14 protein-coding genes are annotated in these 14,741 nt (G+C 65.1%); 10 read left to right on the top strand and 4 right to left on the bottom strand.

The features are described from left to right. Window positions 1-3 precede the first annotated feature (3 nt). From AC1D75_RS25055 to metG, 3 genes are read right to left on the bottom strand one after another with little or no spacing between them, the layout of a single operon-like run. Window positions 4-1,203 (bottom strand): aminodeoxychorismate synthase component I, encoded by a 1,200-nt coding sequence (locus AC1D75_RS25055; RefSeq protein WP_495518031.1) that lies wholly within the window; start codon window positions 1,201-1,203, stop codon window positions 4-6. Next, entirely contained in the window at window positions 1,190-1,762 is a 573-nt protein-coding gene (locus AC1D75_RS25050) for a class I SAM-dependent methyltransferase (protein WP_495518030.1), read from the bottom strand. The genes AC1D75_RS25055 and AC1D75_RS25050 overlap by 14 nt, the downstream gene beginning before the upstream one ends. Before the next feature lie 13 nt (window positions 1,763-1,775). Continuing rightward, window positions 1,776-3,329: a methionine--tRNA ligase gene (metG, locus tag AC1D75_RS25045; RefSeq protein ID WP_495518029.1), complete on the bottom strand. Its 1,554-nt coding sequence runs from the start codon at window positions 3,327-3,329 to the stop codon at window positions 1,776-1,778. A 61-nt stretch (window positions 3,330-3,390) separates the two neighbouring features. On the opposite strand from metG, the gene AC1D75_RS25040 reads away from it, so the two are divergent. Next, window positions 3,391-3,822, top strand: a complete 432-nt coding sequence (locus AC1D75_RS25040; RefSeq protein WP_495518028.1) for a TIGR03668 family PPOX class F420-dependent oxidoreductase — start codon at window positions 3,391-3,393, stop codon at window positions 3,820-3,822. Window positions 3,823-3,857: 35 nt separating this feature from the next. On the opposite strand, the gene AC1D75_RS25035 is transcribed toward AC1D75_RS25040, so the two are convergent. After that, window positions 3,858-4,706, bottom strand: coding sequence for an alpha/beta fold hydrolase (locus AC1D75_RS25035; protein WP_495518413.1), 849 nt, complete (start codon window positions 4,704-4,706; stop codon window positions 3,858-3,860). A 148-nt stretch (window positions 4,707-4,854) separates the two neighbouring features. Here AC1D75_RS25035 and AC1D75_RS25030 point away from each other — a divergent pair, with 148 nt between their 5' ends. The 9 genes from AC1D75_RS25030 (at window position 4,855) to AC1D75_RS24990 (ending at window position 14,724) form a co-directional block, all read left to right on the top strand. Next, window positions 4,855-5,700 carry a PhzF family phenazine biosynthesis protein gene (locus AC1D75_RS25030; RefSeq protein ID WP_495518027.1) on the top strand — a complete coding sequence of 282 codons (846 nt, stop codon included), beginning with the start codon at window positions 4,855-4,857 and terminating at the stop codon, window positions 5,698-5,700. 1 nt (window position 5,701) lies between these two features. After that, entirely contained in the window at window positions 5,702-6,601 is a 900-nt protein-coding gene (locus AC1D75_RS25025) for a TatD family hydrolase (RefSeq protein WP_495518026.1), read from the top strand. A 46-nt stretch (window positions 6,602-6,647) separates the two neighbouring features. After that, window positions 6,648-7,769, top strand: coding sequence for a resuscitation-promoting factor (locus tag AC1D75_RS25020; protein ID WP_495518025.1), 1,122 nt, complete (start codon window positions 6,648-6,650; stop codon window positions 7,767-7,769). A gap of 48 nt (window positions 7,770-7,817) precedes the next feature. Beyond that, window positions 7,818-8,672, top strand: coding sequence for a 16S rRNA (adenine(1518)-N(6)/adenine(1519)-N(6))-dimethyltransferase RsmA (gene rsmA, locus AC1D75_RS25015; protein WP_495518024.1), 855 nt, complete (start codon window positions 7,818-7,820; stop codon window positions 8,670-8,672). Window positions 8,673-8,696: 24 nt separating this feature from the next. Then, window positions 8,697-9,635 (top strand): 4-(cytidine 5'-diphospho)-2-C-methyl-D-erythritol kinase, encoded by a 939-nt coding sequence (locus AC1D75_RS25010; RefSeq protein ID WP_495518023.1) that lies wholly within the window; start codon window positions 8,697-8,699, stop codon window positions 9,633-9,635. Beyond that, on the top strand, window positions 9,632-11,449 hold the full coding sequence (locus tag AC1D75_RS25005) for an ABC-F family ATP-binding cassette domain-containing protein (RefSeq protein ID WP_495518022.1): 1,818 nt from the start codon (window positions 9,632-9,634) through the stop codon (window positions 11,447-11,449). The genes AC1D75_RS25010 and AC1D75_RS25005 overlap by 4 nt, the downstream gene beginning before the upstream one ends. A 15-nt stretch (window positions 11,450-11,464) precedes the next feature. After that, window positions 11,465-12,466 carry an enoyl-CoA hydratase/isomerase family protein gene (locus tag AC1D75_RS25000; RefSeq protein WP_495518021.1) on the top strand — a complete coding sequence of 334 codons (1,002 nt, stop codon included), beginning with the start codon at window positions 11,465-11,467 and terminating at the stop codon, window positions 12,464-12,466. Window positions 12,467-13,230: 764 nt separating this feature from the next. Beyond that, the gene (locus tag AC1D75_RS24995) at window positions 13,231-13,875 is read left to right on the top strand and encodes a transglycosylase SLT domain-containing protein (RefSeq protein ID WP_495518020.1); all 645 of its coding nucleotides are present in this window, start codon (window positions 13,231-13,233) and stop codon (window positions 13,873-13,875) included. A gap of 210 nt (window positions 13,876-14,085) precedes the next feature. Then, window positions 14,086-14,724, top strand: a complete 639-nt coding sequence (locus tag AC1D75_RS24990) for a TetR/AcrR family transcriptional regulator (protein ID WP_495518412.1) — start codon at window positions 14,086-14,088, stop codon at window positions 14,722-14,724. The last annotated feature ends 17 nt before the right edge of the window (window positions 14,725-14,741 follow it).

The raw sequence follows: 14,741 nt of genomic DNA, 5'->3' as shown, positions 1-14,741 counted from the left end.
TGGTCAGCTGCTGCGTCGGTCTTGATGGGGTCCGTGTCTCAGGCCGATGATCGCGGCAGCCTTGGCGAGGCACTCCTGCCACTCGCTTGCCGGGTCGGAGTCGATGGTGATGCCACCGCCGACACCGAGGTGGGCCGACCCGTCGGGTGAGACCTCGACCGTCCGGATCGCGACGTTGAGGTCGAGATCGCCACCGGGGGAGGCCACCCCGATGGCGCCGCAGTAGAGCCCGCGGGGATGCTGCTCCCAGTTCGTGAGTAGTTCGCGCGCACGGATTTTGGGGGTTCCGGTGACCGAAGCCGGTGGGAATGTTGCGTCGATGAGGTCGCCGTTGGTGACCGTCTGGCCGAGCGTGGCCTGCACCGTCGACACCAGATGCCAGACGCCGGGGGCGGGATGGACCTGCAGCAACTCGGTGACCGTGACCGTACCCGGGACGGCGACGCGGCCCAGGTCGTTGCGGACCAGGTCGACGATCATGATGTTCTCGGCGACGTCCTTGGCGGAGTCGAGCAGTTGTTGCGGGTCGAGGTCGATCGGGAGTGTTCCCTTGATGGGACTCGAACAGACCACCGAACCGTGGCGCCGCAGATAGGTTTCGGGGGAGAACGACACCACCGAACCCCAATCGCCTTGCAGGAATGCTGATTTCCTGGGGCGGGTGAGCGCGACTCCATCGGAGAAGTAGTTTGCCACCGACCCGTCGACCTGTCCGGTGAACTGCGTGCAGATGCAGGCCTGGTACACCTCGCCGGCTGCGATGGCGTCGAGGCAGTGCTCGATTGCCGTCACATGCGGCTGCTTCGGGGGCAGAGACCACTGCACGGACCAGTTGTCCCGGTGCTGCTCGGTGAGGGCGGTGAGAACCCAATCGGGACATGGCTGATCGGTGACCGACGTCCACCACCAGGTGCCCAGGCGGTCCTGAGTCAAGATCGCGTCCGTCGACCCACCCGCCGTTGCCGGCAGCGGGCCGTCGTCGGCGCGATCCGGAAAACCCAGATACCCGAACCAGAATCGATCCGGGTGGTCCGGAACCGTGGTGCCCTCGGTCAGCGTGATCGACGGCGCGATGACGGCATCGAACCCCAGCCAATCCCCGATCAGTGCCGCCGGACCTGGTAGGCCCAGCCGTCGGGTGTGAAAATCGAGTGCCCGCACCACATCCGGGGCGCCGGCGCTGCCCAGTTCAACGCTGCGCAATGAATCGCATGCCTTGCCCGAGGATTGCCGGCGAGACGGTCACCTGGCTCAGACCGGCATCGGTGAATCCGTCTCGGAGTTCGTCAACGGTGATCAATCGGTGGGGCGATCCGTCGTAGCGGTGGATGAACGACGTCACCGGTGCGCGTACCAGGTCGTAGCCGAGGAGGCTGCCGCCGGGACGCAATACGCGTGCGATTTCGCTCAGGGCCGCAGGCCATTCGATGACATGATGCAGCATCAGGAAACTGAGCACGGTGTCGAAACTGTTGTCGTCGAAGGGTAATGCTGTGACGTCGGCGATCTGCGTGTGGGCGCGTTCGCCGAACTCGGAGAGCCGGGTTCGGGCGTCGTCGACCATGATCGGATCGATGTCGGTCGCCGTCACCGTGATGTCCGGATGTTCGGTCAGTAGCCGGGCGGCCATTTCGCCGCTGCCCGAGCCGATTTCCAAAACGTTGTCACCCAGGGGCTGATCAGAACTGCTCCAGCCCACCAGTGCCGTTGCCACCGGTCGCCATATCGCGCTCTGGCAGAAGATCCGCTCGATTCGCGACATGACCGGCATGAGGTCAGTTCTTCGGTGCTTCGTAACGGGGGAAGATCGGTGTGGGCTTCGGGAGGGAGGTCCCGGCGGTGAGCCGCTGCGCGATGGCATCGAAGTCGCGTGAATCAGGCTTGACCACAAGTTGATCCAGCAGGCGCGCCGACGAATCCGGCATGGCCGGCTGGGTGAGCAATGCCGCGATCCGGACCACCTCGGCACAGATGTAGAGCACGGTGCCGGTGCGTTCGAGATCGGTCTTCGCGAGCTTCCACGGCTCCGCGACCGTGATGTACTTGTTCGTGTCGCCGAGAACTTCCCAGATCGCCTCGAGTGCGGTATGGATTGCCTGCTGGTCGAATTCGATGCGAACGCGGTCCAATAGTCCGTCGGCCTTGGCCAGCAGCGCATTGTCGGCGTCGGTGAGATTCACCGGGGCCGGGAGCACACCGTCGAAGTATTTGCCGACCATCGACAGCGTCCGCTGGGCGAGGTTGCCGAGTTCGTTGGACAGGTCGGCATTGACCCGGGCGACGATCGCCTCGTGGCTGTACGAGCCGTCCTGACCGAACGGCACCTCGCGCAGACAGAAGAACCGGATCGGATCGAGACCGAACTCGCCGATCAGCGTGGCGGGGTCGACAACATTGCCGACCGACTTGCTCATCTTCTCGCCGCTGTTGAGCAGGAAACCGTGTGCGAACACCCGTTTCGGCAGCTCGATCCCGGCGCTCATGAGGAACGCGGGCCAGTACACACAGTGGAACCGGATGATGTCTTTGCCGATGATGTGCAGATCGGCGGGCCAGAACTTCTTCCAGGACTCCGACTCGGTGTCGGGGAAGCCCGCGGCGGTGATGTAGTTCGTCAGTGCGTCGACCCACACGTACATGACGTGGTCGTCGTCGCCCGGCACCTTCACACCCCAGTCGAAGGTGGTGCGGGAGATCGACAGGTCCCGGAGGCCGCCGCGGACGAAGCTGGCCACCTCGTTGCGGCGCGTGGTGGGTCCGACGAACTCGGGATGCTCGTCGTAGAGCGCGAGCAGCTTGTCCTGATATGCCGAGAGCCGGAAGAAGTACGAGGCCTCTTCGGTCCACTCGACAGGGGTTCCCGACTCGGTGGCGATGCGGCTGCCGTCCTCGAGCACGGTCAGTTCGGAATCGCTATAGAAGGCTTCGTCGCGGACGGAGTACCAGCCGGAGAACTTGTCCAGGTAGATGTCGCCGTTGGCGTTCATCCGCTCCCAGATGGCGCGCGATGCGACATGGTGGTCGGCGTCGGTGGTGCGGATGAACCGGTCGAAGCTGCTACCCAGCATCTCCTGGAGCTCACGGAACGCGGCCGAGTTGCGATCGGCCAGCGCACGGGTCTGCACGCCCTCGTTCTCGGCGGTCTGCTGCATCTTCTGGCCGTGCTCGTCGGTGCCGGTGACGAACAGCACCTCGTGGCCGTCGAGCCGCTTGAATCGTGCCAGCGTGTCGGCGGCGATGTACTCGTAGGCGTGCCCGATATGCGGTGCCCCGTTGGGGTATGCGATGGCCGTTGTCAGGTAGAACGGCGGTTTTGTTGCAGAAGCCATGGTGACGACAGCTTATCGGCAGGCCGAGCCTGCGCGGATTCGGCCACTACAGTTACGCGGTATGGGTGACCCCACCGGCACGCGAGTGCATGTCGAGCGATTTGCCGCCGCCCGGTCGGCGCGGCTGGCGACCGTCTCGGCCACCGGTGGTCCGCACCTGGTCCCGGTCGTCTTCGCCGTCGCCGAGCAGACGATCCACATGGCCGTCGACGGCAAACCGAAATCGACCCAGCGACTGCGGCGGCTGGCGAACATCGAGCGCAATCCCCAGGTCTGCCTCCTGGTCGACGAGTACTCCGAGACCTGGGAACAGTTGTGGTGGGTGCGGGCCGACGGTCACGCCTCGATCCACACCGAAGGCCCCGAGGTGGACCGGGCGTATGCGCTCTTGCGTGCCAAATATCCCCAGTACGCGACCGTGCCACTCGACGGCCCGGTCATCGCAGTGGACGTGACCCGGTGGTCGGGGTGGAGCGCATCGGACCGGGCCTGACCAGGCAGCGCCAGACCAGGAACCCGGGCGCGAGACTAGGCGGCGCGAGCGAAGTTCTGGGTCAGTTCCAGGATGATCCGCGGCCACAGGGGTTCGGGGATGTCGTGGGCCATGTCCTTGAGCAGCACGAACTTCGACCCCTTGACCGCCTTGGCGATCGCCTTGCCGCCCGACGGGCGCATCAGACCATCCGCGGTGCCGTGGATGACGACGGTCGGTGCGGAGATCGCGCGGGTGTAGGGGAGCAGACTGCCGCTGCCCATCACCGCGGCGGACTGTCGCACGATGCCCGCGGGGTCGTGGGCGCGGTCATAGGCGAGGGTCGCACGGCGCAGGGACTCCTCCCACGGCAGTGCATATTTCGCACTGCCGATGGTGCGGGTGGCCGCAGCGGCGTTCTCGATGTACTGCTCGCGGGTGGCATTCTTACCCGGCCCCACCAGCAAAGCCTTGAGTTTGCGGGGATCCGGCGGCGGCAGGAACGCCTGGTTGGTGCTGGAGAACATGATGCCAACCGACAACACGCGGTCGGCGTATTTGCCCGCAACGATCTGCGCGATCATGCCGCCCATCGAGCCGCCGACGACGTGCGCCTGCCGAATCTCGAGGGCGTCGAGGAGACCGATCGCGTCCGCGGCCATATCGACCAGGGTGTACGGAACCTCGCTGGACTTGCCGAGTTCGTAGTTGGCGAGCCGTTTGAGCAGTGAACCGCCGACCCTCACGCCGTCGAGGTGGGTCGAAAGACCGATGTCGCGGTTGTCGAAGCGGATGACGCGGTAGCCCTGATCGGCGATCTTCATGCAGAACTCGGTCTGCCAGAACGTCAGCTGGGCGCTCAGGCCCATGATCAGCAGCACGGCCGGGTCGTTGGGATTGCCCATGTCTTCGTAGGCGATCGTGATGTCGCCGACCTGCTTGGTGCCCACCCGGTGGTTGATGTCGGTCACATCGCGCACTTTAGTGCACCTGCCGACGACACTCGGCGAATTCCATTCGCCAACCGCAGGGACGGACAGGCACAATCCACACATGTCATTGCGCCGCTTCCAGCAAGTCGACGTGTTCGTGTCCGGACCTCTGACCGGCAACCCCGTAGCCGTGGTGTTCGACGCCGACGACCTCACCGACGACCAGATGCGCAGGTTTGCGCAGTGGACGAATCTGTCAGAGACGACGTTCCTGTGCACGCCGCGGGATCCGGCGGCGGACTACCTTCTACGGATCTTCACGCCGGCTGGGGAATTGCCTTTCGCCGGCCACCCGACACTCGGTTCAGCACATGCCTGGCTGCAGGCAGGTGGTGAACCCAAGGGCGAGAAGATCATTCAGGAGTGCGGTGTCGGACTGGTCAAGATCCGGACCGTCGGCGATGCGCTCGCTTTTGCGGCCCCGCCGCTGATTCGATCCGGCACTGTCGACGCCGCCGACCTCGATGTGATCCGGCAAGCTCTTGGCCTGCGCCCCTCGGATGTCGTCGCCGCGAACTGGGTGGACAACGGACCGGGGTGGATCGGCCTGTTGCTGATCTCGGCCCAACAGGTACTCGAGGTCGAGCCGGATTTTGCCGCGCTCGGGTCATTCGACGTCGGCCTCATCGGCCCCTACCTCGGCGATACGGGACCACAGGATCGCCCGGATTACGAGGTTCGCGCCTTTGCTCCCGGAAGCGGCGTGCCGGAGGACCCGGTGACCGGCAGTCTCAACGCCGGTCTCGCGTGCTGGTTGCGCGGGCTGGAGATCGCGCCCGCGTCCTATGTCGCGGCGCAGGGGGCGGCGCTGGGCCGGTCCGGACGTGTCGTGATCAACGACGACGACACCGACATCTGGGTCGGTGGCCGCAGTGTGACGGTCATCGCCGGCGAGGTCGATCTCTGACATGACCGATCAGGTGACCCAGGGGCCCCTGGGCCAGGAGAAGAGCAACAAGGAGCTCAAGAAGGAGCGTCGGCGGACTCCGCCACCGGATCCGCAGCCGTTGACACCACTGATCGACTCCCACACCCATCTGGCCGCCTGTGGTGGGCGTGATGCCGAGTCGGTGCGGCAGATCCTCGACCATGCCGAGTCGGTGGGCGTCCTGGCAGTGGTGACCGTCGCCGACGACATCGTCGACGCGCGCTGGGCCGTGGATGCGGCGCGGTGGGATTCTCGGGCGTATGCCGCCGTGGCGCTGCACCCAACGCACGCGCATCAACTCGACGACGCCACAAAGGCCGAACTCGAAGAGATGCTGACCGATCCGCGGGTGGTGTCGGTCGGGGAGACCGGCCTGGACTACTACTGGCCCGGCAAGTCGGACGACTGCGCGACCGTCCCGCAGCAGCATGAGGCGTTTGCCTGGCATATCGATCTCGCCAAGCGGGTCGGTAAACCGTTGATGATCCACAACCGTGAGGCCGACCGCGACCTCCTCGACGTCCTCGAACGGGAAGGTGCGCCACAGACGGTGATCATGCACTGCTTCTCCGGCGACGAACGCGTCGCCGCGGAGTGTGTCGAGCGCGGGTATCTGCTCAGTTTTGCCGGGACGGTGAGCTTCAAGAACTCCACCACCTTGCAGGCCGCGGCCGCCCTGGTGCCCGACGATCAGCTCTTGATCGAGACGGATGCGCCCTTCCTGACACCGCACCCGTATCGCGGCCAGCCGAACCAGTCGTACGTCCTGCCGTACACGGCCCGGGCGCTTGCCGAGGTGCGGGGGCAGGATCCGGCGCGCCTCGCCCAAGCTGTTACCGAAAACGCGATCCGCGCTTACGGCTTGGACCTGCACGTTTAGCGATAGCTTTGCACAATCCACACCATGTCGTTACTTTGTTGTGATCATGTCTGTGCTTGCTCGTATCAACGAATCGACCTCCCGTACCCCACGCATCGCAATTGCGTTACTGCTCGCAGTACTCGTCGCCGGTGGTGTGATGGGGATCGTCGCCCACAAAAACGTCACGATCGACGTCGATGGCGAGGTGGTCAACGTCGCCACCATGCGTAGCTCGGTCGACGCCATCCTCGAGGAACAGGGTTACGACCCGGCCGACGGCGACCTGGTGTCACCGTCACCCGATGATCGGGTCGGCGAGGGCGAGACCATCACGCTGCATCGGCTCAAGACCCTGACGGTCAACGTCGACGGAGAACCCCGTGAGGTCAAGACCACCGCGACCACCGTCCAGCAGGCGCTGGCGCAGATCGATCTCGACTCGGCGGCCAACGACATCGAGGGTCCCACCACCGAGGCGCTGCCGGTTTCCGGCGGCACCGTGAACGTGGTGCTCCCGAAGAAGGTCAAACTCACCGACGGTCCACACACGTCCACGCCGCAGATCGCCGCGAAGACGGTCGCCGAACTGCTCGACGAGACAGGTAACCCGCTGGCGCCGACCGATCAGGTCACCCCTGCCGCCGACGCCAAGGTGACCAACGACATGGACATCACCGTCACCCGGATCCGTACCGAGACCGTGACGTTGACCGAACCGGTCGCACCACCGGAGAACAGGGTCGACGACCCGGCACTGACCACCGGTCGCACCGAGGTCAAGAACCCCGGGCAGCCGGGCTCCGCCGAGGTCACCTATGAGGTGACAACCGTCAACGGCGAGGAAACCGAGAAGAAGAAACTCGATTCCGTGGTGAAGGTCGAACCGAAACCGGCGACCGTTTCGGTCGGTACCAAGCCGGGTGCACCGTATGTGGCGCCGGGCTCGGTCTGGGACCAGCTCGCGCAGTGTGAGGCAACCGGCAACTGGGCCATCAACAACGGCAACGGTTTCTACGGTGGCGTGCAGTTCGATCAGAACACCTGGAATCGCTGGGGTGGCCAGGAATACGCGCCTCGCGCCGACCTCGCGACCCGCGAGGAACAGATCGCAATTGCAACCAAGACCCAGGCCGCGCAAGGATGGGGCGCATGGCCTTCTTGCTCGTCCAAACTCGGACTTCGTTGATCGACCGCAGCACGCCTGCACTCGTGGGCGGATGCTGCGCTGAGTAACGTGCCTGCACTCCTCGGTCCGGCGGAGATCCGTGAGCTCGCCGCCGAACTCGACATCCGTCCCACCAAGACCCTCGGCCAGAACTTCGTGCACGACGCCAACACGGTGCGGCGCATCGTCACGGCCTCCGGTATCGGTCCGGACGATGTGGTGGTCGAGGTCGGGCCCGGACTCGGCTCACTGACCCTGGGACTGCTCGCGGTTGCCAAAGAGGTGATCGCCGTCGAGATCGATCCCCGACTTGCCGGACGGCTGCCCACGACCGTCGCGGAGCGTGCTCCCGACCAGGCCGATGCACTGACCGTGGTCACCAAGGACGCGTTGCGCGTCACCGTGGAAGATCTGCCTGCCGCGCCGACGGCACTGGTGGCAAATCTGCCGTACAACGTCGCGGTGCCGGTGTTGCTGCACCTGATGTCGCAGTTCCCCACCATTCGCACGGCGTTGGTGATGGTGCAGCTGGAGGTCGCCCAGAGGCTCGCGGCCGGACCCGGCGGACGCATCTACGGGGTTCCCAGCGTCAAGGCGCGGTTCTTCGGCGAGGTTTCCCAGGCAGGCTCGGTGGGGCGTCATGTGTTCTGGCCCGAACCCAAGGTCGAATCCGGGCTCGTCCGGATCAATCGGTACCCACAGCCACGCTGGCCGATCGACGAAACCCATCGTCGCCGAGTCTTCTCGGTGATCGATGCGGCTTTTGCCCAGCGCCGCAAGACGTTACGAGCGGCTCTGTCCGGCCTGGCCGGTTCGGCTCCGGCGGCCGAAGAACTGCTCACCGCCGCAGGCATCGACCCCAAACTCCGGGGTGAGCGCCTGGCCATCGAGGACTACGTGGCGCTGGCCGCGCAGCTCGATTAGTCGGTCCGCATAGAATTGGCGATCGTGCTGTCTGTTGTCCCACGTCCCGTCACGGTTCGGGTACCCGCCAAGGTGAACTTGCACCTGGGCGTCGGTCTGCCCCGCCGTGACGGCTATCACGAATTGACGACCGTGTTCCAGGCGCTTTCATTGTCCGACACCGTCTCGGTGGCCCCGGCCGACAACCTGTCGATCGTCGTCACCGGCGACAACGCAGGCGAGGTCCCGCTCGACTCCACCAACCTGGCGTGGCGGGCAGCCGAAGTGATATCGCGGGCGGCGGGCCGCCCGCCCGAGGTGGCGATCACCATCAACAAGGGCATCCCGGTCGCAGGCGGTATGGCAGGCGGTTCGGCCGATGCCGCCGGTACCCTGCTGGCGCTGTCACGACTGTGGCGCCTCGAGATCGACCGCGCCACCATGCTCGCCCTCGCCGCCGAATTGGGAAGCGACGTACCGTTTTCGCTGCGCGGAGGCACCGCGCTCGGCACCGGTCGCGGTGAGAAGCTCAACACAGTCCTGTCCCGCGGCGAGTACCACTGGGTGCTGGCCGTTGCCAAAGAAGGTCTCAGTACCGCGCAGGTGTATCGCGAACTGGACCGGTTGCGCGAGACGAACGCGTCCGCGGACGACACCGGCACCTACACCGAATCTCCCGACGAGCTCCTGCAGGCGCTTGCATCGGGTGACCCACAGAGAGTTGCAACATTGCTACACAACGACATGCAACCGGCAGCGCTGTCCATGCGCCCGGCCCTGCGCCGAACACTGCGCGCCGGAGTCGACGCCGGCGCCCTGTCCGGAATCATTTCCGGGTCGGGACCGACGTGCGCATTCCTATGCGCCGATGAGGCCGCCGCGGTGGCTACCGCTGCCGAGTTGTCGGGCGCGGGTGTGTGCCGCGCCGTCCGGACCGCTTCCGGTCCGGTGGGCGGCGCACGCGTGATCGAGGCAGCGCTGTGACCGCACCGGGAAAGCGTCAGGGCAACAACCTCATCTCCGTCGAGAAGATCAGCAAGTCGTTCGGCATCAAGCCGCTGCTCGAATCGGTCAGTCTCGGTGTCCAAGAGGGCGACCGCATCGGAGTCGTCGGGCTCAACGGCGGCGGCAAGACGACGATGCTCGAGATCCTGGCCGGGATCGAGCCACCCGACGAAGGCCGTGTGGCCCGCGCCACCGGGATGCGGATGGCAGTGGTGACCCAGCGTGGCCACCTGCCTCCCGAGCAGACCATCGGTCAGATCGTCCTGGGACCGCTCGGTGTGGCCGAACACGAATGGGCGGGCGACGCCCGGATCCGGTCGGTGCTGGCCGGTATCGGTATCGGGGAGCTCGGTCTGGACACCCCGGTCACGTCGTTGTCCGGTGGACAGAGGCGCCGGGTGGCACTGGCTGCGGCGCTCGTGCAGGACCTGGATCTGTTGATCCTCGACGAGCCGACCAACCATCTTGACCTCGAAGGCATCGCCTGGCTCGGCAATCATCTGGTCAACCGGCGCAGCGCCCTGGTCGTGGTCACACACGATCGCTGGTTCCTCGACACGGTCGCGACCACCACCTGGGAAGTGCAGAACGGCAAGGTCGAGACCTACGAGGGCGGCTACAACGACTGGGTTTACGCTCGCGCGGAGCGGACCCGGTTGTCCGACGCCGCCGAGGAACGCCGACAGAACCTGGCACGTAAAGAACTCGCCTGGCTGCGGCGTGGCCCGCCGGCACGGACCTCGAAGCCGAAGTATCGGATTCAGGCTGCGGAAAAGCTCATCGCCGACGTGCCGCCGCCGCGAGATTCGGTGGCACTGGCCAGTTTTGCCAAGCGTCGCCTCGGCAAGGTGGTCATCGAACTCGAAGACGCCAAGCTCACCACCCCCGATGGCCGCGTGCTGATCGACGATCTGACCTGGCGTCTGGCCCCCGGTGAGCGCATCGGCCTCGTCGGTGTCAACGGCTCGGGCAAGTCGACGTTGTTGCGGACGCTGGCCGGCGAATTGCCGCCCGCGGCGGGCCGGCGCATCGAAGGCAAGACGGTCTCCATCGGCTGGCTGCGTCAGGAACTCGACGACCTGCCGGTCGACATGCGGGTGATCGAGGCCGTCGAAGACGTTGCCGGACATATCGAACTGGGTGGCAAGGACGTGTCGGCCGGACAGCTGGCCGAGCGTCTCGGATTCAGCCCGGCCCGGCAGCGCACACCGGTCGGTGATCTCTCCGGTGGTGAGCGTCGCCGGCTGCAGCTGACGCGTGTACTGATGGCGCAACCGAACGTGCTGTTGCTCGACGAGCCAACCAACGACCTCGACATCGACACGCTCCAACAGCTCGAGGATCTCCTCGACAACTGGGCCGGCACCCTGGTGGTGATCAGTCACGACAGGTTCTTGATCGAGCGGATCTGTGAGAGCACCTGGGCGCTGTTCGGCGACGGCAAGCTCACCAATCTGCCCGGTGGCATCGAGCAGTATCTGACGAAGCTGGCCAACGGACCCGCCGCGGCGTCGGCCGTCCAGTCGTCGGGTCCGGCGAAGGCTGCCGGTGCGGCAGGTGGCGGACCCGCCAAAGGCTCTGGCGCCGAGCGTGACATGGAAAAGGCCCTGAAGAAGGTCGAACGTCAGGTGCAGCGTCTGGTCAAACAGGAGACCGAGTTGCACAGCAAGCTCGCTGACGCGGCCACCACACCGGATCAGCTCATTGCTCTGGGTACCGAACTTAAATCGGTTGTGGCGCAACGTGAAGCGGCTGAAGAGTCGTGGATGGAACTCGCCGAAGCGATCGGCTGACGAGGGGAATATTCGGTGTCGTTCATCCGTACACAGGTCGGCAACGGTGTCGGCGAGATCATCTTGGATCGCGGGCGGGCCCTCAATGCGCTCGACCAGACCATGGTCGACGACATGTTCGTGGCCCTTTCGGACTGGGCTGACAATCCCGAGGTCGAGACGGTGCTGGTCACCTCGTCGAGTGATCGCGCGTTCTGTGCAGGCGGTGACATTCGGGCCATCCGTGATGCGGTGCTGGCAGGCGACTTCGCCGGCGTGACAAGATATTTCAGCGCAGAGTACGAACTCGATCAGCTGGTTGCGGACTTTCCGAAGCCGTACGTGGCACTGATCGACGGGCCTGCGCTCGGCGGCGGTCTGGGCATCAGCGTGCACGGCGAGGTCCGGGTGGTCAGCGAGAAAGCGATGATCGCGATGCCGGAAACGGCAATCGGATTCATGCCGGATGTCGGCTCGACATATTTTCTGCCGAGGTTGCCGTCAGGTGTCGGCCTGTGGATGGGCTTGACCGGCGCCCGCGTACATGGTGCGGATGCGGTGGCCGTCGGTCTCGCGACCCACTACGTGCCCAGCGCCAAGTTCGGCGAGCTCGCCGATGATATCCGGTCGGGAATGCCACTGGCACAGGCGTTGTCGGGACGGACCGAGAAGGTTTCTTCGACGGACCTGCCGCTGGCGAAGATCGCCGAATACTTCAGTGACGATCCGGTGGCGGCCATCGTCGGCGGCCTGCGGGGTGCGGTCGGTGACGACTGGGCGGCCGAGACGGTCGCTGCGCTCGATGCGGCATCACCGACGAGCCTGGTGGTGACCGCTGCACTGCTCGAACTCGGTGCGCGTTCGACACTCGACGAGTGCCTCGAGCGCGAGCTGCACGCGGCCGAGCAGATCACGCGGACCCCCGACTTCGCCGAAGGCGTTCGGGCGGTGTTGGTGGACAAGGACCGCAATCCCACGTTCAGTCCGGCCGCATTGGCCGATGTGGATCTGGAGCTCATCACCCGCATCATCGGGTGATGTGGCGCCGACCGGCTCGATAACCCCGAACCGGGCCGCGATGGACTCCGATCGGACCGAATCGCCTGGCAGTATCGTGATATTTGCCATATCTACACGTGGTATTGACGGTGGCAAGGACTTCGGTCCCCGTTCCAGCGGCGCCATTCTCGCTGTGGTATGAACCAACGCCCTGTGGTGTGAACCAACGCCCGGCGCGGCGATCATCGTCCGAAACGATGCTCTCGACTGACGCCGGCTTCGTACCCAAGTACCCACTTCGTAACATTTTGGCGTCTTCGGGCGCGTTTTTGTCAACGAACCTTGTGAAACCGGTCACGGTAGCGTAGGGGAGCAAATCTGCAGCGCATAGCACGTTTTGGATAGTTGGACAGCCGCAAAAAGTGCTTTGCTAGCCTCACTAGGCCCGGTTTCTGCTGGACATTCTCAGGTTTGTATATCAATCTGTTATCAACCAGTAACGCAGATGCAACGTCTGCAGCACGAGAAGGTTGGTAGTTCATGCGGATTCTTCCCGCATGCGCAATCCGTGGTCTCGCTGCGGTTACCGGGGGCTGATACCGCCACCTGGGGCCGCCTGAGCGGATCTCGCCTGGACCCTGAGCCAAACGGGTCGGTTGCGGCATGCGCCGGGGCGGCAACGTCCCTTGTTTCACAAATCCATCGACAGCGATGACCCCACATCGCCAGGAGTGCCACGGCACCTGGCGAGGTTGTCTGCTGCCTGCCGTCAGTCGGCCGAATCACATCTAGGAATCAGTTACATGTCCGTTTTCTCGAAGTTGCTCCAGGACGCCCGGAGCGGCGCATCACACACGCACGCCCGCTACGTCGGGGGTGCCGCCACACTGGCGATCGCCGCGACGCTGACCGCCGGGGCGTTCATCACGAATGAGCCCGCCGGTGCCGATACGGCCGCGGTCACAAAGTCTGCAACCCACTCGGCTGTTGTCGAGTCGTCGCCCGAGACCGAAGCTCCGGCCCCGGCTCCCGAGACGCCGGTGGAGGTCGAAGCAGCACCCGCACCCGTGGTCGAGGAAGTCGCGCCCGAGCCGGTCGTGGCCCCGCCGCCGCCTGCCCCGGTCTACGAAAACAACCTCGACGGCTGGATTCGTCAGTCACTCGACATCCTGGCCGCGAACAACATCCCGGCGAGCTATGACGGGATCATGCGCAACATCATGCGGGAGTCGACCGGCAATCCGCAGGCCATCAACCTGTACGACTCGAATGCCGCAGCCGGCATCCCGTCCAAGGGCCTGCTCCAGGTGATCGACCCGACCTACGCGGCCTACCACGTCGAAGGCACCTCTTACGACATCTGGGATCCGGTCTCCAACATCGTCGCCGCCTGCAACTATGCCGCGCACAAGTACGGCTCGATGGACAACGTCAACTCCGCTTACTGAGAACCACCGGCGGTCGGCTGACCGTCTGAGCAGTGGACGACCACAAACGCTCCGCCTGTACGAATACGCTCCGCATGCACGTGGAGCAACTTCGAACAGGCGGAGCGTTTGTGGTTCCGCAGTAGCGGGTTCGGTCGTATTCGCCTACCCTCGCACGAAACAGTGGGTCGTTTGACCCACATGAGGCAGGCGGGGGACTGCGTGGCACGGATGTCTGTGGAGGTGCGGCGGGACCTGCTGGTGCGCGCTGCGTTCCGGGTCATCGCCGATCATGGTGTGGAGGCGGCGACCACCCGCCGGATCAGTGCCGAGGCGGGTATGTCGCTGGCCAGCTTCCACTACGCCTTCGATTCCAGGGACGAACTGCTGGCCGAGCTGGTCGCCAGGGGTACATCCGACGAACTGGCATCGATCACCGCACCCCTGGCGCCACCGGAAACGTCCGCGGCCGTCGACTCCGGTGAATGGAAACTCCCGGACGATATCGGCGCGTTGATCAAGGCCGGTCTGATGTCGTATCTGGAGAGTGTGGTCTCCGACCCGGGTCGGGAGGCGGCAATGATCACGCTCGCCCAGTACGCACGCCGCACCGAAGGCCTCGAGCACTTCGCCACCCGCCTGTACACCCGGTACTACGAAATCGCTCAGGTCTCGCTGGAGGCGGCGGCTGCCGCGATGGGTGCCACCTGGACCACCGATCCGGAGTATCTGGCACCGCTGGTGGTGGCGGCGACCGACGGCTTGACGTTGGCCTATCTCAACACCGGCGACCGTGAGGTCGCCGAGCGCATCATCGACGCCACCGTGGCCTCACTACTGGGGCACCTGGCAGATTCGCCTGCGTCATGAGTATCGATCTGGGCGTG

It is taken from the genome of Williamsia sp. Y712 (assembly GCF_059445525.1).
This window is presented reverse-complemented; position numbering and strand designations above follow the sequence as displayed.

Excerpts from the sequence above, each read along its gene's own strand:
- AC1D75_RS25040 (WP_495518028.1), top strand. The coding sequence starts at position 3,391 with ATGGGTGACCCCACCGGCACGCGAGTGCATGTCGAGCGATTTGCCGCC.
- metG (WP_495518029.1), bottom strand. The coding sequence starts at position 3,329 with ATGGCTTCTGCAACAAAACCGCCGTTCTACCTGACAACGGCCATCGCA.
- AC1D75_RS25035 (WP_495518413.1), bottom strand. The coding sequence starts at position 4,706 with ATGGGCAATCCCAACGACCCGGCCGTGCTGCTGATCATGGGCCTGAGC.
- AC1D75_RS25050 (WP_495518030.1), bottom strand. The coding sequence starts at position 1,762 with ATGTCGCGAATCGAGCGGATCTTCTGCCAGAGCGCGATATGGCGACCG.
- AC1D75_RS24995 (WP_495518020.1), top strand. The coding sequence starts at position 13,231 with ATGTCCGTTTTCTCGAAGTTGCTCCAGGACGCCCGGAGCGGCGCATCA.
- AC1D75_RS25025 (WP_495518026.1), top strand. The coding sequence starts at position 5,702 with ATGACCGATCAGGTGACCCAGGGGCCCCTGGGCCAGGAGAAGAGCAAC.
- AC1D75_RS24990 (WP_495518412.1), top strand. The coding sequence starts at position 14,086 with ATGTCTGTGGAGGTGCGGCGGGACCTGCTGGTGCGCGCTGCGTTCCGG.
- AC1D75_RS25020 (WP_495518025.1), top strand. The coding sequence starts at position 6,648 with ATGTCTGTGCTTGCTCGTATCAACGAATCGACCTCCCGTACCCCACGC.
- AC1D75_RS25030 (WP_495518027.1), top strand. The coding sequence starts at position 4,855 with ATGTCATTGCGCCGCTTCCAGCAAGTCGACGTGTTCGTGTCCGGACCT.